Annotated in this window: 17 protein-coding genes; 7 read left to right on the forward strand and 10 right to left on the reverse strand. The window is 69.8% G+C overall.

Going from position 1 to position 17,074, the window contains the following annotated elements:
* Positions 1–29 precede the first annotated feature (29 nt).
* A complete protein-coding gene (gene phaC / locus QTI51_RS12090) occupies positions 30–1,820 on the reverse strand; it encodes a class I poly(R)-hydroxyalkanoic acid synthase (RefSeq protein WP_116907157.1) in 1,791 nt (596 codons plus the stop codon).
* A gap of 125 nt (positions 1,821–1,945) precedes the next feature.
* On the opposite strand from phaC, the gene QTI51_RS12095 reads away from it, so the two are divergent.
* Positions 1,946–2,290, forward strand: a complete 345-nt coding sequence (locus tag QTI51_RS12095) for a hypothetical protein (RefSeq protein WP_116907156.1) — start codon at positions 1,946–1,948, stop codon at positions 2,288–2,290.
* On the opposite strand, the gene pgeF is transcribed toward QTI51_RS12095, so the two are convergent.
* From pgeF to QTI51_RS12110, 3 genes are all read right to left on the reverse strand, one after another.
* Positions 2,222–2,992, reverse strand: coding sequence for a peptidoglycan editing factor PgeF (gene pgeF / locus QTI51_RS12100; RefSeq protein WP_116907816.1), 771 nt, complete (start codon positions 2,990–2,992; stop codon positions 2,222–2,224). The two genes, QTI51_RS12095 and pgeF, sit on opposite strands and share 69 nt — an antisense overlap.
* Positions 2,993–3,006: 14 nt before the next feature.
* Positions 3,007–3,645, reverse strand: coding sequence for a maleylacetoacetate isomerase (gene maiA, locus QTI51_RS12105; RefSeq protein WP_116907155.1), 639 nt, complete (start codon positions 3,643–3,645; stop codon positions 3,007–3,009).
* An 85-nt stretch (positions 3,646–3,730) separates the two neighbouring features.
* Positions 3,731–4,648 carry a tetratricopeptide repeat protein gene (locus tag QTI51_RS12110; RefSeq protein ID WP_116907154.1) on the reverse strand — a complete coding sequence of 306 codons (918 nt, stop codon included), beginning with the start codon at positions 4,646–4,648 and terminating at the stop codon, positions 3,731–3,733.
* 163 nt (positions 4,649–4,811) lie between these two features.
* Here QTI51_RS12110 and QTI51_RS12115 point away from each other — a divergent pair, with 163 nt between their 5' ends.
* From QTI51_RS12115 to QTI51_RS12130, 4 genes are all read left to right on the forward strand, one after another.
* Positions 4,812–5,513 (forward strand): fumarylacetoacetate hydrolase family protein, encoded by a 702-nt coding sequence (locus QTI51_RS12115; protein WP_116907153.1) that lies wholly within the window; start codon positions 4,812–4,814, stop codon positions 5,511–5,513.
* Positions 5,514–5,530: 17 nt separating this feature from the next.
* Positions 5,531–6,082 (forward strand): NUDIX hydrolase, encoded by a 552-nt coding sequence (locus QTI51_RS12120; RefSeq protein ID WP_116907152.1) that lies wholly within the window; start codon positions 5,531–5,533, stop codon positions 6,080–6,082.
* Between the two features lie 41 nt (positions 6,083–6,123).
* Entirely contained in the window at positions 6,124–6,606 is a 483-nt protein-coding gene (locus QTI51_RS12125) for a CreA family protein (protein WP_116907151.1), read from the forward strand.
* 212 nt (positions 6,607–6,818) lie between these two features.
* Entirely contained in the window at positions 6,819–7,325 is a 507-nt protein-coding gene (locus QTI51_RS12130) for a murein hydrolase activator EnvC family protein (RefSeq protein WP_116907150.1), read from the forward strand.
* Between the two features lie 96 nt (positions 7,326–7,421).
* Here QTI51_RS12130 and QTI51_RS12135 read toward each other — a convergent pair whose 3' ends face one another.
* The 6 genes from QTI51_RS12135 to QTI51_RS12160 all read right to left on the reverse strand — a co-directional run bounded on the left by QTI51_RS12135 (position 7,422) and on the right by QTI51_RS12160 (position 14,285).
* Positions 7,422–9,326 (reverse strand): hypothetical protein, encoded by a 1,905-nt coding sequence (locus tag QTI51_RS12135; protein WP_132748693.1) that lies wholly within the window; start codon positions 9,324–9,326, stop codon positions 7,422–7,424.
* Positions 9,327–9,512: 186 nt separating this feature from the next.
* The gene (locus tag QTI51_RS12140) at positions 9,513–11,198 is read right to left on the reverse strand and encodes a phospholipase D family protein (protein ID WP_286515783.1); all 1,686 of its coding nucleotides are present in this window, start codon (positions 11,196–11,198) and stop codon (positions 9,513–9,515) included.
* 101 nt (positions 11,199–11,299) lie between these two features.
* Positions 11,300–11,530, reverse strand: coding sequence for a hypothetical protein (locus QTI51_RS12145; protein WP_116907148.1), 231 nt, complete (start codon positions 11,528–11,530; stop codon positions 11,300–11,302).
* A 100-nt stretch (positions 11,531–11,630) separates the two neighbouring features.
* Positions 11,631–13,070, reverse strand: coding sequence for a trypsin-like peptidase domain-containing protein (locus QTI51_RS12150; protein ID WP_116907147.1), 1,440 nt, complete (start codon positions 13,068–13,070; stop codon positions 11,631–11,633).
* A gap of 4 nt (positions 13,071–13,074) precedes the next feature.
* Positions 13,075–13,545, reverse strand: coding sequence for a YbaB/EbfC family DNA-binding protein (locus QTI51_RS12155; protein WP_116907146.1), 471 nt, complete (start codon positions 13,543–13,545; stop codon positions 13,075–13,077).
* A 26-nt stretch (positions 13,546–13,571) separates the two neighbouring features.
* Positions 13,572–14,285, reverse strand: a complete 714-nt coding sequence (locus tag QTI51_RS12160) for a S1 family peptidase (RefSeq protein WP_165840250.1) — start codon at positions 14,283–14,285, stop codon at positions 13,572–13,574.
* A gap of 203 nt (positions 14,286–14,488) precedes the next feature.
* Here QTI51_RS12160 and alkB point away from each other — a divergent pair, with 203 nt between their 5' ends.
* Positions 14,489–15,136, forward strand: coding sequence for a DNA oxidative demethylase AlkB (gene alkB, locus QTI51_RS12165; protein WP_116907144.1), 648 nt, complete (start codon positions 14,489–14,491; stop codon positions 15,134–15,136).
* Positions 15,137–15,141: 5 nt separating this feature from the next.
* Positions 15,142–17,046, forward strand: coding sequence for an ABC transporter ATP-binding protein (locus tag QTI51_RS12170; protein ID WP_286515780.1), 1,905 nt, complete (start codon positions 15,142–15,144; stop codon positions 17,044–17,046).
* The last annotated feature ends 28 nt before the right edge of the window (positions 17,047–17,074 follow it).

Consider the following 17,074-nt stretch of genomic DNA (forward strand, 5'->3'; position numbering starts at 1 on the left):
GAAATCCGTTGCGCCCTGGCGCGCCGCCGTCAGGCCCTGGCCTTGACGTAGCGGCCGGGAGCCGGCTCGATGGCCTTGTAGGCCTTGCCGTTGCCATAGTCCTTGGGCGCCGCGACCTGCTTGCCCGCGTGGCCCTTGAGCCATTGTGCCCAGTCGGTCCACCAGCTGCCGGGGTGCTCCTTCGCGCCGGCCAGCCATTCGACCTGGGTCTTGGGGAACTTGCCGTCGTCGCGCGTCCAGTGGCTGCGCTTGTTCTTGGCCGGCGGGTTGATCACCCCGGCGATGTGGCCCGACGCGCCCATGACGAAGCGCTTCTTGCCCGGCAGCAGCTGCGTGGACGCGTAGGCGCCGCCAATGGGCACGATGTGGTCTTCGCGCGAGCCGTAGATGTAGGCCGGAATGTCGATGCTGCCCAGGTCGAGCTTCTCGCCGCACACGGTGAGCGCGTTGGGCTTGGCCAGCTTGTTCTCGTGGTACGTGTTGCGCAGGTACCAGGCGTAGAACGGGCCCGGCAGGTTGGTGGCGTCGCTGTTCCAGTACAGCAGGTCGAAGGGCGGCGGGGTCTCGCCCTTCAGGTAGTTGCCGACCACGTAGTTCCACACAAGGTCGTTGGGCCGCAGGAAGCTGAAGGTCGAGGCCAGGTCGCCGCCGGGCAGCAGGCCGCCCTTGCCGAGCTGCATTTCGCGGTAGGCCACCATGGGCTCGTCCACGAAGATGTCGAGGATGCCGGTGTCGCTGAAGTCGAGAAACGTGGTCAGCAGCGTGACCGACGCGGCCGGCTGCTCGCCGCGCGCCGCGAGCACGGCCAGCGCAGTGCTCAGGATGGTGCCGCCCACGCAAAAGCCCAGCGTGTTGATCTGCCCGGACTTGTTGGTCGGCGCCGTGATGTCCTGCACCGTGTGGATCGCCTGGATGGCGGCGTTCTCGATGTAGTCGTCCCAGGTGGCTTTTTCCATCGACGCGTCGGGGTTGCGCCAGCTCACCACGAACACGCGGTGGCCCTGCTCGTTCGCATAGCGAATGAGCGAGTTCTCGGGCTGCAGGTCGAGGATGTAGAACTTGTTGATGCACGGCGGCACCAGCAGGAACGGCCGCTCGTACACCTTGGCGGTGAGCGGCTTGTATTCGAGCAGCTGGAAGTAGTCGTTCTCGAACACCACCGCGCCCTCGGTGGTGGCCACGTTGCGGCCCACCTCGAAGGCGCTTTCGTCGGTCATGCTGACGTGGCCCTGCTTCATGTCGTGCAGCAGGTTCTGGATGCCCTTGGCAATGCTCTCGCCCTGCGTGTCGATGGCCTTCTTCTGGGCTTCCACGTTGAAGGCGAGCGAGTTGCTGGGCGACGACGCGGCCATCCATTGCTCGACCGCGAAGCGCAGGCGCGCCCGGGTCTTTTCGTCGGCGTCGATGGCCTCGGCCATGCTGAGCAGCGTGCGCCCGTTGAGCAGGTAGACCGCGGCCGAGAAAGCCGACAGCGGGTTGCTGCCCCAGGCATCTGCCGCGAAGCGCTTGTCGCCCTCGGGCCTGGCGTTGAAACCCTGGCCCCACAGCGCGGTGGCCTCGGCCAAATACTGCTGCTGGATGGACTGGAGCTTTTCGGGCGCGATGGAGAACTTGGGCAGCTCGGGCAGCTTCATGCCGCCGGGCAGGTCAGGCATTGACGGCATCTGGGGCAGTTGCCACAGCGGCGTGCCACCCGGCTCGAAGGCCGAAGCCCCTTGCGCGGCGGACTGCTGGAACGACGCCAGCGCCTTGCTCCATCCCTCGGAAAGTGCCTGCTGGAAGGGCGCGAACGCATCGGCCCCCGTGGGTTGCTTCATCATGTCTCCTGGTCCTCGCCTGAATCGGTACGGATGGCTTGCGTGTTTTGAGTATCCTGCATTCACAAGGCACCTACAACGCATTCCCCGGCCCTTTCCTGCCGTTCATTTACCAACTGAAACTCCGAGTGTTCATCCACCTCATCGTCATCGGCTGGTTGTACGTCGTCGTCATGATGGCCGTGGCCGAAGCCACCAACACCAATGGCACGGTGCTGGGCGCCATCTTCACATTTCTTTTGTACGGATTGGGCCCGGTGGCACTGGTGGTTTACCTGATGGGCAGCCCGGGGCGCCGGCGCGCCATCAAGCAGCGCGAGGCCGAGGCGCAGGAAGCCGCCCGGCGCAAGGCGGCAGAGGCAGCAGAAGCGGCCCATGCACCGGCCGCACGGAAACCCGCGGACTCAGGCCTTCCAGACCAGCGCGGCGAAGCGCCCGCTGACGCCGTCGCGCCGGTGCGAAAAGAACCGTGACGGGTTGTTGACGGTGCACCACGCGTCGCTGCCGTCGTTGCCATGAATCGAGGAGACGCCCACCGCCCGCAACCGCTGGCGCGCCAGTGCGGGCAGGTCGGCCAGCCACTTGCCCGCGGCGGGGGAACTGCCCGGCATGCTACGGAAGCACGACGCGGCTTCGGGTGCATGCGCCTCGAACGCCGCCTTGACCTCGGCGCCCACCTCGAAGGCCTTGGGCCCAATGCAGGGCCCCACCCACGCCATGACCCCGGCGGCGCCCGCGTCCCCGAAGGACTTCAGCGTCTGCTCCAGCACCCCGCCTGCCAGCCCGCGCCAGCCGGCATGCGCCGCAGCCACGCGCTGGCCGGCCGCGTCGGTGAACAGCACGGGCAGGCAGTCGGCCACCATGATGGTGCAGGCCAGCCCTGCGGTGGTGGCCGTGCAGGCATCGGCGGCGGTGCCGTCGCGGACCACGTCCTGCGCCGCATCGAGCGCCACCACGCCGGTGCCGTGCACCTGCTGCAGGAACACCGGCTGGGCGCCGACGGCTTCGCGCAGCAGCGCCCGGTTGCGCGCCACGTGCGCGGGCTCGTCGCCCACGTGGTCGCCGAGGTTCAGGCTGTCATAGCGGCCCAGCGACACCCCGCCGTGGCGCGTGGTGCACACGGCGCGCACGTTCGCCGGCGCGGGCCAGTCGGGCACCAGCCAATGCGCGTCCATCGCCTTCACCCTGCTCAGGCTTCCGCGTCGGGCGACTGCGAAGGCTGCGCGCGCTGGAAGGCGTCGAGCTCCATGCAGGCCTCGAAGGCGGCCATGCTGCGCGGCAGGCCGCTGAAGTCGCAGTCGAAGCGGCGGCCGTTGAACACCTGGGGCACCAGGCAGCAGTCGGCCAGCGTGGGCGTGTTGCCGTAGCAGAAGGTGCCGCCGGGGTGCTGCGCCAGCTGGCGCTCGAAGGCCAGCATGCCGTCGCGCACCCAGTGGCGGTACCAGGCGTTCTTGGCCTCGTCGTCGAGCTTCAGGTCCTTCACCAGGTACTTGAGCACGCGCAGGTTGTTCAGCGGATGGATCTCGCAGGCAATGGACTGCGCCAGCGCGCGCACATGGGCGCGGCCCACCGGGTCGCTCGGCAGCAGCGGCGGCTCGGGGTGCGTCTCGTCGAGGTATTCCATGATGGCCAGCGACTGCGAGAAGCGCTCGCCCTCGTCTTCCAGCAGCGGCACCAGCATATCGGCCGAGAGCGCGGAGTAAGGGCCGGTGCGGTGTTCGCCGCGCGCGATGTGCACGGGAACGTATTCGTAGTCGAGCCCCTTCAGGTTGAGCGCGATGCGCACGCGGAACGAGGAGGAGGAGCGGAAATAGTTATGCAGCTTCATGATTTTTCCAAGGATAGCGCCGTCGCGCGCCGGCTTCGGCAAGGGGTTTCAGCAGGTGTTTCAGCAGGTGTTGCTACAGGTTTTTTCAGGACCGCGGCGCGGCCTCCAGCACGCAGCGGAAGCCGTCCAGCTCGGCCTTCGGCGCGGTGGCGGCCCGCCATTCGTCGAGCACGCGGCGCGCGGCCGCCTCCTCGCGCGCGGCGATGCCCAGGCGCCACGGCCCGAGCGCACCGGGCGCCTCGTCGGCCCCGTGGTTGTGCTTGCCCTCGCCGAACGGGCGCCCTTCGGAGCAGGCGCGGCACAGCACCTCCATGCTGTCGGTCCAGTTCTCGGCGAAGGCGTCCACCGCCTTGAAGCGCTCGACCAGCGCCTCGATGTCCTGCGCGCTCGCGCCTTCCACCGACACCTCGTAGGTCGCGTAGGCCGAGGGCGTGATCAGCTCCAGCGCGTCGAACACCGGCACCTCGCGCTCGCCGCGCAGGCGGTAGCCGTTGGCCGCGCCGTCGTGCAGCACCAGGTCGCCGTAGCGGTGGCCGCAGGCCGGCGTGGGCACGTTGCGCAAGATGGCGCGCGCCGGGTCGATGCGGTCGGCCCAGACCACCTCGGTGCCCTCGTCGCCGTGCACGCGAATGGGCGTGAGGCCGACGAAGTAGTCGACCGGCCCCTCGCCGTCGGGAATGCCGATGCCGTATTGCCGCCAGGCGCGCCGCGCCGTGGCCCAGTCGCCCAGCGCGGTGGCCGCGATGCCCAGGTTCCACAGCGCGCCTTCGTTGCCCGGCTCGCACTGCACGGCGCGGGCGTTGGCCTGCAGCGAGGCGGCCCAGTCGCCGCGGTACTTGTGGATGAGGCCGGCGTTGTACCAGGGCGCGGCCCAGCGCGGATGCACGGCGCTGGCCTGGGCGTAGGCCTGGAGGGCGCCGTCCTGGTCGCCTTCATCGTCGCGCTGGCGACCGAGTTCGTTGAGGGCGTTGGCTTTGCCGGCTTTGCCGATTCGAAGGGGCATGGTGAAACGGGGAATTACGAAGGACAGCGGAAAACACGAAGGCCCGATATTGTGAGCGCCCCGGCCATGCCGGCAGTTGCTCTCACCCCCGCCGGCAACCGGCGCGGGCCTCTGGCACACTGCCGGCTTCCCCTTAGGTTTCGCTGAAAAAGGACACGTCGCCATGGCTTCCGAGTTTGTCTTCGCCCCGCCCGCCACCGTTTCGGTTCCCGTGGCCGGCCAGCCCGCCCGCTTTCCGGTGCACCGCATCTACTGCGTGGGCCGCAACTACGAAGATCACGCCAAGGAAATGGGCTTCACCGGCCGCGAGCCGCCCTTCTTCTTCATGAAGCCGGCCGACGCGCTGGTGGTGGTCGATGCCGGCCAGACCGGCACCATGGCCTACCCCTCGCTCACCAAGAACCTGCACCACGAGATCGAGCTCGTCGTGGCCATCGGCACCGGCGGCAAGAACATCAAAGCGGCCGACGCGCACAAGCACGTGTACGGCTACGCGGTCGGCCTGGACATGACGCGCCGCGACCTGCAGAACGACATGAAGAAGCAGGGCCGCCCCTGGGACATCGGCAAGAGCTTCGAACAAAGCGCGCCCATCGGCCCCATCGTGCCCGTGGCGCAGGCCGGCGAGGCCGAAAAGGCCGAAATCTCGGTGCAGGTGAACGGCACCGACCGCCAGCGCAGCAACGTGAGCAAGCTGATCTGGAACGTGGCCGAAACCATCGAGCACCTGTCGGCCGCCTGGGAGCTGCAGCCCGGCGACCTGATCTTCACCGGCACGCCCGAAGGCGTGGCCGCCGTGGTGGCGGGCGACACGCTGGTGGGCGAGGTCGCGGGCCTGCCCACGCTGACCGTCAAGATCGTCTGAAGACGGCGGCCGGTTCCATGCTCCTGCGCGTACCCATCAAGCATTGCAAGAACTGCGGCACCGCGGTGGTCTACCGCGTGCCGGACGACGGCGACACCAAGCAGCGCGCCGTCTGCCCGGCCTGCCACACCATCCACTACGAGAACCCGCTGAACGTGGTCGGCACCATTCCTGTGCTGGGCGACAAGGTGTTGCTGTGCAAGCGCAACATCGAGCCGCGCTGGGGCAAGTGGACGCTGCCGGCCGGCTTCATGGAGCTCGAGGAAAGCACCGCCCAGGGCGCGGCCCGCGAGACCGACGAAGAGGCCGGCGCCCACTACGAAATGGAGGGGCTCTTCTCCGTCATCAGCGTGGTGCGCGTGGGCCAGGTGCACCTGTTCTACCGGGCGCGGCTGCTCGACGACAAGTTCGACCCCGGCCACGAAACCATCGAGGCGAAGCTGTTCACGGAAGAAGAAATTCCCTGGGACGAGATCGCCTTTCGCACGGTGCGCGAAACCCTCGAGCGCTATTTCGAGGACCGCCGCCGCGGCAGCTTCGACCGCGTGCACGCCTTCGACATCATCTGATCGCTTTTTTTGATCGCTTTCTTACACCTGCCTCCTTCCACATGACACACCGCTCCCCACTGCTTCGCGCCCTCCTCGGCTTCGGCTTCGCCCTGGCCGCCACGGCGCAGGCGGAAACGGTGGGCGACGTCGACACCGCGTTCAAGCTCATCGGCCCCGACCACAAGATCGTGGTCGAGGCCTACGACGACCCCAAGGTCACGGGCGTGACCTGCTATGTGTCGCGCGCCAAGACCGGCGGCATCAAGGGCGCGGTCGGGCTGGCGGAGGACAAGGCCGAGGCCTCCATCGCCTGCCGCCAGGTCGGCCCGGTGACCGTCACGCAGCCGCTGCCCAAGCGCGAAGAGGTGTACAGCGAGCGGCTGTCGATCCTGTTCAAGCGCCTGCGCGTGGTGCGCATGGTCGATGCCAAGCGCAACACGCTGGTCTACCTGACCTACTCCGACCTGCTGATCGACGGCTCGCCCAAGAACAGCATCACCGCGGTGCCCATCGACCGCGGCACGCCGATTCCGCTCAAGTAGCGCCAGAGCCGGCGGCGTCCGAGCCCGAACCCGAGCCCGAACCGGCGCCGAAGGCGGCGCGCCACGGCCCGCCGCTTCAATCACCCCTTCGCCGCCGGTTTCTCTCGCTTTGTAAGCCGTCGCGTTGGTTTGCTAGCATTCGCCACCCTGGCCCGCCCCGGCAAGCCCGGCCGCAGGAACCCTCCGCAACGAATCCGTTCCCCCACAGCGCCATGCACCTTCAGACTTTTGTTTCCCGTACCGCCGCCCTGGCGCTGGTTGCCCTGGGCCTCGCGGCCTGCACGACGACCGAACTCAACACGCCGCGCACGGCCCCGGCGGTCACGCCGCCGGTGCAGCGCCCGGCCGCGCTGTTCGTGCGCCCCGCCGCCGGCGCCACCATCGCGCGCTTCGACGGCGTGCGCATCAAGGGCATCGACATCGCCGGCAACCTGGGCGACCCCGTGGTGTCCTCGGCCGACGGCCGCATCGTGTACGTGGGCGGCGAACTGCCGGCCTACGGCAACATGATCATCGTGAAGCACAACGAGACCTACCTGACCGCCTACGCGCACCTGCAGACCATCCTCGTGAAGGAGAACCAGGTGGTGCGCCAGGGCGAGAAGATCGGCGAAATGGGCAAGAGCAACACCGACCGCGTGAAGCTGCGCTTCGAGATCCGCAAGAACGGCACCGCCGTGAACCCCGAGCCGTACCTCAACGGCTTGCTGCAGCAGTAACCGCCCTCCCTGCTCGCACCCAAGAAAAAAGCCCCATCTCTGGGGCTTTTCTTTTTTTGCCTGGCACGGCGCCGTCGTGCGCCTGTGGCCCAGCGCTCAGTCCTGCCGGCGCAGCACCAGCTGGCGCCAGTTGGCGTCGCGCGTGCTCACGAACATGTAGCGGAACAACTGGCCCGACACGGCGGGCAGGCCGAACGTCTTCGACGCGGCGCCCGCGCTCGAGGGCGCGACGTCTGCCTGGTCTTCCACGCGCTCGGTGCCGTTGAACAGGCTCAGGTAGAACTCCGCCGCGAAGCCGGGGTTCAGCCCCGTGGCATTGATCGCGAAGTCGCCGCCGCCGTTGTAGGAAGACAGTGCGGCCGAGGTGGTCACGCTCGGAAACGCGGCGGCAGTGGCTTCGGCAAGCGTCAAGGCACGCCCGTGCAGGCGTTGCGTGTACTGGATGTCGAACGTGCTGCTGGTGATCTTGGCGATGGCGCCGCCGCTGGTGTAAGCCGTGAAGGTGTACTCGGGCGTGGCGGGCAGCGCGGCGATGGCGCTGTCGGCCAGGCCCGCGGAAGCGATGCCGCTGCAGTTGGAGGCCAGGTAGTAGTAGTTGCTGCCGTCGCCACCGGCAATGGGCCAGAAGCCACTGGTCTGCGGCCGCACGTGGCGCACGCCGGCAGGCGGCAAGCCCGGGCCGGTCACGACCACGGCGACGGCTGCATTGCTGTTGCCTGGATTGACGTCCTGGATGGAGAACTGCAGGCCCGTGCTCACACAGCCGCTGGCGCCGTCCTTCACCGCGTGCGCATGCGCATCGATGTCCAGCACGCGTCCGTCACCGCGCAGGCGCCATACGCCGTCGGTGCCCTTCACGATCTGCACGTTCTGGTTGTTGCTGAAGGCCACGCCGTTCTTGTCGCGGTGGGTGAACTCGACGTAGGCGCGCGGGTTGGTGTTGTCCGCGTCGATGGTGTAGTTGATCCGCTGGATCACCACGTCCGTGAAGCTGGCGCCCACCAGGTTGACATCGGCGGCCGTTTCGGTGGTGAACTGGGCTGCCGTCTGGTCGGCAAAACGGAAGTTGTAGCCGCTGGTGGTCGTGTCCGACAGCAGCGGCAGCAACTCGCCCGGCGCCGGCAGGCCGTTGGCGAACTTGCCCACGAAGTCCGACAGCACCTTGCGGATGGCCACGATGTCGTCGGCCGCGGTGCTCAGCCCGTTACCGCTCAGCGGCGTGGTGCCGGCGTCCTGCGCGGCCTTCACGGCCAGGTCGTCGGTGATCTGCTGCTGCGTGACGATGTTGGTGATGGTGGCCACGTTGGTCACCGGGTCCACGCTCACGCGCAGCACGTCGAGCGCCTTGTCCAGCGCGCTCGACAGCGGCGTGAAGGCGGTGCGCAGCAGGTCGATGCTCGCGTCCACGCCCATCGCCTGCAGCACCGGCAGCAGCTTGGCCTTCAGCGCGTCCGACTCGGCCTTGAGCTGCTCGGGCGACACGCCGGCGAAATCGCCGCTGTCGAAATACTGGTCGGCCAGGCGGCCGGCGATGTTCGCCACCACCAGGTCGGTCAGCGGCGTGATGTTGATGGTGCCGTTGGCGTCGGCGGCGGTCGCGGCCGAATGGATGACCGTGCGCTGGCCGCCCACCGTGCCTTCGGCGCGGAAGACGAAGGGGCCGGTCATGCCGGTCACGTCGATGTCGTAGTGGCCGTCCACCAGCGGCACGGTCTTGGTCGCGCCCTTGGCGTCCTTGACGGTGACGTTGCCCGACAGCGGCAGGCCGGCCGCGGCCGTGCCCGAGAACTTCGCTTCGGTGACGACGACAGGCGGGTCGGACGCCGGCGGATTGGTCGCGGGCGGGTTACCCCCCGCCACGGGGAAACCGGCAAACCCGCCACCGCCGCCTCCCCCGCCGCCGCAAGCGGCCAGCGAGACCAGGAGCGCCACCGCGCAGGCGGAGCGCGTCGTCTTGAAGAACGAATGGGGGACAGCCGGGGTTGCAGAGTTTGTTGTCATGGATGTTCGGGGGAAGAAGGGGCCTAGGGGCTTGGGGAGTTAACAAAAGAATCAACTCGTAACACGAGTGTTGCAATTCTTCTGTGCCCCTCGTTCCCCCGCCATCCTGTGTTTAGAGGATGCGAGCCGCTCGCCGTTATGTCTTTGGTCCTCACAAGGACCTGACGGCTCCCTCCCCGCCCCACCCTAGAGCAGGCTCTCCGGCACCAGCGGCGCCAGCAGGTTCAACCGCCAGCGCGCCCAGAAATCGGTCTCCGGCTCCTGGTGCAGGATGGTGTCGGCCGCGTCGCCCGAGGCCGGGCTCACCCATTCGATGGCGCCCGAGGGCCCCAGCTGCAGCTGGTACGCCCCGTCCAGCCGCATGAAGCCGACCAGGCTGGTGAGCTGCTGCGCGAGCTGCGGGCTGAAGATGAAGATGCCGACCTCGGTGTTGTGCAGCATGGAGCGCGGGTCGAAGTTCATCGAGCCGATGAACACCGTGCTGCGGTCGATCACCGCCGACTTGCCGTGCAGCCGCCCGCTGGCCGAGCCGTACATGCCGAAGCGCTTGGTCTGCTCCACCCGCTTGGGGCTCAGCTCGTACAGCTCCACGCCCAGGCGCAGCATGTCGGCGCGGTAGCGGCGGTAGCCGATGTGCACCAGCGACTCGTCGGTGGCCGCCAGCGAATTGATGACGATGGTGTAGCTCACGCCGTTGCCGCGCACCAGGCGAATCGTTTCCATGCCGCCGCGCCCCGGAATCAGGTACGGCGTGGTCTGCACGATTTCGTTCTGAGCGCCGCGCAGGTAGCGGCGCACGTTGTAGAGCACGCTGTCGTTCGCCTCGTCGGCCGGCAGGCCGCGCGCCGCCTCGGGCGCCAGCGCCTTGGCGGGCGCGTCGGCATAGGCCTCGGCGCGGGCCCACACCAGCTTCAGCGCGCCGGCGTCCAGGTCTTGCGCCAGCGGGTTGTTGCCCAGCAGGTCGGTGGACGCGGGCTCCTCGGGGTGCAGCTGGCCGGGGCCCGACGTGAGCCGGTCGAAACGCTCGCGCAGCTGCAGCGGGCTTTCGCCGGTGGGCGGCACCAGCGCGCCGATGGGGTACACGTACGGGCTGTTCCAGTACATGTCGAACAGCGACGACAGCCGCGGCACCACCGCGCCGGCGACCAGCGTGTCGATGTCGATGAAATTCGAGCCCCCGTCGCGCAGGAAGTACTCGTTGGCCATGTTGCGCCCGCCCATCACGCCGATGGTGTTGTCCACCACGTAGAGCTTGTTGTGCATGCGGCGGTGCACCCGGTCGAAGTCCAGGATCGACCAGGCCCAGCGCGTGCCGAAGCGGTCGCGCCCCGCCGGAAACGGGTTGAACAAGCGCACCTCCACGTTCGGGTGCGAGGCGAAGCTGGCGAACAGCGGGTCGGCGCCGGCCGTGTACAGGTCGTCCACCAGCAGCCGCACGCGCACGCCGCGGTCGGCCGCGTCGCGCAGGGCACGCAGCAGGTAGCGGCCGGTCTCGTCGTTCTGCACCAGGTAGTACTGCACGTCGATGGAGCGCTGCGCGCGGCGCGCGAGCTCGATGCGCGCGTGCAGCGAGAACTGCGGCATCGGCAGCAGCCGGAAGCCGCTGAGCGGTTCGCCCGGCGGCATGGCCGCCTGCACAAGGCGTCCGAGGGTGGTGTCCGCGCCGTTGGCGATGGCGGTGGACGGTGTGCGCTGCACGTCGGTGGGCAGGCCCGCGCAGCCCGCCACGCAAAACGCGGCGATGCCCAGCAGCAGCAGACCGACAAACCGGCGCAGCTGCAGCAATGACGGCAACTGCCGCCATTGCTGCTGTGGCCACTGAAGCCACTGGGCAGGCGAAATGTCGGCAGCCCGGCGGGTGGGGTTCGGCATGGGAGCGGGGGGGTGGAAAGAAGGCTTGAAGCGCGCGGCCCGGAAAGCTCGCGGTTTCTACCACGAGCCCCGCCAACGCGCTGCCCCGCCGCGCGAGAACTTCAGTGCCCGCGCCCCGGCCCCCACTGCCGCACGAAATGATCGGCCCGCAGCGTGGCGCGCTCCACCGCCGAGTCCCACGACAGCTGCTGCGTGATCACCAGCGCGCAGCGCGGAATGCCGCGCAGGCTCAGCTCGCAAATGCCGGCGTAGGTGCCGCTCGGGGTTCGCATGAGCTCGATCCAGCCCGTCCAGCCTTCTGGAACGCTGAGAGCGAGGCGGGTGCTGTCCACGATGGATTCACCATACGCCTTTTGTTTCGTAGCTTCAAGAATCTAAACCCTTAGCACTACTTATGGCCGATACGTCGGCCGCGATCCGCTCCGTGCCCGCTCAGCACCGTGACATGCCCGCCCGCGCGCAGATGGGCACGAAGATGCGCGCGCCGCCGCGCTGCACCAGCAATGCCGCCGCGCCGTCGGCGGCGTCCAGCCCCTGCACCAGCGCCTCGGCGCTGTCGATGGGCTGGCCGTTGAACGCCAAAATCAGGTCGCCCGCCTGCACGCCCGCGCGCGAGGCCGCCGCGTTCACGCGCTGCACCAGCAGCCCGCCTTCCACGCGCAGATACTGCCGCTCGGCCGGCGCCAGCGGGCGCACCGCGAAGCCCAGGCGCGACGGTGCCGAAGCAGATTGCCCACCCGGGGCACCCGGGGCACCCGCTACACCAGCGGCACCCGCCGGCAGCCGCGGCGTGTCGAAGCCCTCCACCCGCACCTCGAGCACCTGCTCGGCGCGCTCGCGCCACACGCGCAGGCGAATCGCCTCGCCCGGCACCTGCTCGGCGATGAAGCCCAGCGCATCGGCCGCCTGCACCACCTCGCGCCCCTGCACCGAAAGGATCACGTCGCCCGGCTTCAGCCCGCCGCGCTCGGCCGCGCCGCGCGGCTCCACGTAGTTGACCAGCGCGCCCGCCGGGCGCGGCAGGCGGAAGGTGTCGGCCAGCGCCTGCCCCACCTCCTGCACCGACACGCCGATGCGCCCGCGCGTGACGGTGCCGGTGGCCAGCAGCTGGTCCTTGATGCGCATGGCCGTGTCGATGGGAATGGCGAACGACAGCCCCTGGTAGCCGCCACTGCGGCTGTAGATGCGCGAGTTGATGCCGATCACCTCGCCGCGCAGGTTGAACAGCGGCCCGCCCGAGTTGCCGGGGTTGATGGGCACGTCGGTCTGCAGGAACTGCATGTACTCCGCGCCCGGCAGCAGCCGCCCCTTGGCGCTCACGATGCCGGCCGTGACCGAGTTGCCGAACCCGTAGGGCGAGCCGATGGCGACCACGCCGTCGCCGGGCTCCACGCCGGCCGCGTCGCCGATGCGCACCGTGGGCAGCGCGCCGGCGTCGATCTTCAGCAGCGCCACGTCGGCCACCGCGTCCAGCCCGACCAGGCGCGCGTTGAACTCGCGCCGGTCGGGCAGCTTCACGGTGATCTGCGTGCCGCGCGCGACCACGTGCGCGTTGGTGAGGATGAGCCCGTCGGCGCTCACGATGAAGCCGGTGCCCAGGCTGCTTTCGTCGGCCTCGGCCGGCGGGCGCGGCGCACCGGGCACGGGAAACAGCCAGCGGTCGCTGAAGCGGCGCGCCGCGGCGGATGGCCGCTCCACGCCGATGTGCACCACGGCCGGGCCGTAGGCCTTGACGAGCTGCGAGACGCCCAAGGCCGGCCATGGCAGGGCGGCGTGCAGCGGAAGCGTGGTGGCGAGGCAGGCGAGCGCGACGCCAACGGCGCCCCAGGCGCGCGTCACGACAACCGCGCCCCAGGCGCGCGAGTGCTTCATCGCCTCAATTGGCCGTGACGAAGCTCAGCGTCAGCTGCAGCACCATCGGCTGGCGCATGTCGCGCGGCGGCGGTTCGGCCAGCGGCTGCGCGGTGAGCAGCGCGCGCAGGTCGGTGTCGGCCTGCGCGTCGCCCAGCGAGTCGAAGGCCACGCGCTCGACCTTGCCGCTGGGCGCCACCCACACGCGCACCACCACCGGCGGCGGCGGAACGGGCTGGCCTTCTTTCAGCATGCGGGCCTGCATCCACGCGTGCAGGCGCACCACGGTGTCGCTGGCCGGGTCGCTCAGCGACGACTGCAGCTGGTTGCCCGCCAGGTTGGCGTAGCTGATCCAGTGCTGCGGCACCTGCTGCTGCGTCTGCGCGGTGGCCACCACGGGCGCGGCCGCGCTGGCCAGGCCGAGGCCGAGCCAGCCGAGCGCCAGCCGCAGGCGGCCCCAGCGAGGGGTGGGCGTTGGTTTGGAGGAAGGGTTCATGGGTCTTTCAAGAATCGGTAAAGAGCTCAGCCGCACAGCACGCCGACCGACAGGGTCGAGGCGCGCGCGGCCGGCGATTGCTGGGGGCCCAGTTGCGGGCTGCCGCTTTCAGAAAACGCGATGTCGTGCGCCCGAAGAAAGCGCCGCACCTGCGACGCGGGCACCGCGCGCACTTGCGTGGCGCCCGTGACCGGCGAAGACGAAGCCGCGCGGCTCAGCACCATGCCTCCGGCGTGCGGCGCCGCGGCCACGCGCTCCACCACCACGCCGAGCAACAGGCCGTCGGCGCCCAGCACCGCGCTGCCGCTGGCGCCGGGCTTCACGCCCGAGAGCAGCTGCAGCCCTTCGGCGCCCGGTACGGTCATGGCGTTGCTGAGCAGGTTCGCGCGTTCGGGCAGGCGCTGCAGCACGGCGTAGGCCTCGGCGAACACGCCCACGCTGTGGGTGGGCGCGGCGTCACCGAGCGCGAGCGTGGCGCTCAGGTAGGGCACGAGCGCGGTGCGCAGCACGGCCAGGTCCAGCTCGGGGCTCTGGGCGATGACCGTGGCCTGCGCCACGTGCGCGCCCTTGACGGCGTAGAGCGAGCGGCAGTCGGCCACGGCGTGCCGCGCGGTCAGCACGTCGCCCGCCGCGTTCAGGAAGACGCCGCTGGCGTTGGTGTCGGGCGGCGGTGCCTCGCCGGCATGCGCGGGCGCGAACGCGGCGACGAGCAGCGCGAGAACGGCAATAGCTCTGGCCAAGCTGTGGGTAAAAGCACGTGGCAACCGCGGGCAGGAAGGCAAGTGGGCGGGCGGCATAGGGAACATGGGGGCATGGGGTGCGAACGGTCGCGGGGCGTCTCCCGACAAGACGGAAACCGGCACGCCGGACTGCGCTTTGTCACAAAAATTTCATAAAAACCGCGTGCCGCCCCGGTCCGGCAAGGCTGGCGACAATGGGCCGGATGACGCTCGCACTGTTCGACGACCCGCCGCGCGAGGCACGCGAACCCCTGGGCCCCGGCGCCTTCGTGCTCCCCGGCTTCGCCCTGCCCTTCGTCGGCGCGCTGCTGCCGGCCATCGACGCGCTCGCGCAGCGCGCGCCGTTCCGCCACCTGGTCACGCCGGGCGGCTTCACGATGTCTGTGGCGCTCACCAACTGCGGCGCGCTGGGCTGGACCAGCGACCGCCGCGGCTACCGCTACGGCGCCACCGACCCCGACAGCGGCCAGCCCTGGCCGCCGCTGCCCGACGCGTTCGCGCGGCTGGCGCGCGAGGCCGCGTCGGCCGCCGGCTTCGACGGCTTCGCGCCCGACGCCTGCCTGGTCAACCGCTACGCGCCCGGCGCGCGGCTGTCGCTGCACCAGGACAAGGACGAGCACGACTACGGCGCACCCATCGTGTCGGTGTCGCTGGGCATGCCGGCCGTGTTCCTGTTCGGCGGCCTCGCGCGCGCGGACAAGGCCGTGCGCGTGCCGCTGGTGCATGGCGACGTGGTGGTCTGGGGCGGCGAAGACCGCCTGCGCTACCACGGCGTGTTGCCGCTGAAAGACCAACCGCATCCGCTGCTGGGTGCGCTTCGCATCAACCTCACTTTCCGCAAAGCGGGCTGACACGCATGCAGACAAGCTCCACCACGGCAATCTCCGATACCCCCGGCACGCTCCCAGACAAGCAACCCTCCCCCGGCGGCGCCATCCGCGCGCTGTATGCCGCGCTGTGGCACTTCGCCGAAGGCGCGCGCGGCCAGCTGCTGGGCGCCACCGCGTTGCTGGCGTGTTCGCAGCTCATCCGCCTGGCGCTGCCCTACCTGGCCGGGCAGGCCATCAACTCGCTGCAGCGCGCCGACCTGGGCGACGCCGGCCGCTGGATCGCCACGCTGGCCGGCGTGTACGTGGGCGCGTGGGTGCTGCACGGGCCGGGCCGCATCCTGGAGCGCAACGTGGGCATGAAGGTGCGCGAGCGGCTGGCCGACGAGCTGTACGCGCGCATCGCCGCGGCGCCGCTGGCCTGGCACGACGGCCACCATTCGGGCGAGCTGCAGCACCGCGTGCACCAGGCCAGCCGCGCGCTGTCGGACTTTGCGCAGAACCAGTTCATCTGGCTCACCAACGCCGTCAACTTCGTCGGCCCGCTCGTGGCGCTGGCGCTGCTGAGCCGCACCAGCGGCCTGACGGCGCTGGCGGGCTACGTGCTGATCGGCCTGGTGATCGTGCGCATCGACCGCGCGCTCATGAAGCTCGCGCGCGCCGAGAACGACGCCGACCGCCGCTACGTGGCCGCGCTGCTCGACTTCCTGGGCAACGCATCGACCGTGATCGGGCTGCGCCTGCAGGGCGCGTCGCGCCTGCTGCTGCGCCGTCGCATGGCGGCCATTTCGCTGCCGCTGAAGCGCACGGTGGTGCTCAACGAGGGCAAGTGGTTCGCGGTCGACCTGATGGGGCTGGCGCTGACCTGGGGGCTGGTGGTGGTCTATGTGTGGCAGGCGCGCGCGCCGGGCCAGGCGGTGATGCTGGGGGCCGTGTTCATGATCTACCAGTACGCGCAGCAGGCCGCGGGCGTGGTCACCTCGGTGGCGGCCAACTTCAGCTTCTTCGCGCGCATGCACACCGACTACAGCAGCGCCGAACCGATCTGGCGCGCGCCCTCGGGCGACGTGCTGGCGACGCCGCCCGAGCAGGTGCCCGAGCGCGAGCGCATCGTGGCCGATGCGCAGTGGCGGCAGCTGGACATCCAGAACCTGCAGTGGCGCTATGCCGCGCGCGGCGAGGTGCCGGTGCCCATGCCCGTGCCTGACATCGCCAACGGCAACGCCAACGGCGGTGGCAACGGCGCCGAGCCCGCGCGCAGCGGCCTGCACGACGTGATGCTCACGCTGCGCCGCGGCCAGCGCGTGGCGCTGGTGGGCCCCAGCGGCGGCGGCAAGAGCACGCTGCTGCGCGTGCTGGCGGGGCTGTATCCGCCAGGCAGCGGCACCCTGCTGTTCGACGGCCAGCCCATGGACTGGGCCCAGCTGCGCCGGCTGGCCACGCTCATTCCGCAGGAAACCGAGCTGTTCGAGGCCAGCATCCGCGAGAACCTCGCCTTCGGCCAGCCGCGCGACGACGCGCTGCTGCTGTCGGCGCTGCACACCAGCACCTTCGACGAGGTGCTCAAGGCCAACCACGGCAACCTGGACACGGCCGTGTCCGAGCGCGGCTTCAACCTGTCGGGCGGGCAGCGCCAGCGGCTGTGCCTGGCGCGCGGCGTGCTCGCGGCGCAGGGCAGCTCGCTGCTGCTGCTCGACGAGCCCACCAGCGCGCTCGACGCCAACACCGAGGCCCGCGTGCTCGCGCGCATCGCCGAGGCGTTTCCCGATGCCTGCGTGATCGCGTCGATCCACCGGCTGAGCCTGCTGGAGCGCTTCGACACCGTGGTGCTGATGGAGGCCGGCCGCGTGCTCGACCACGGCCCGCGCGACGCGGTGCTGGCGCGCCAGCCGCTGCTGCAGCGCATGGCGGCGCCCGCGGGTGGGCACACCTGACCGGTAGGTTGGCACACCCGACCGGCAG

The sequence above is a fragment of the Variovorax sp. J22G73 genome (assembly GCF_030317035.1).
Classification (GTDB): domain Bacteria; phylum Pseudomonadota; class Gammaproteobacteria; order Burkholderiales; family Burkholderiaceae_C; genus Variovorax.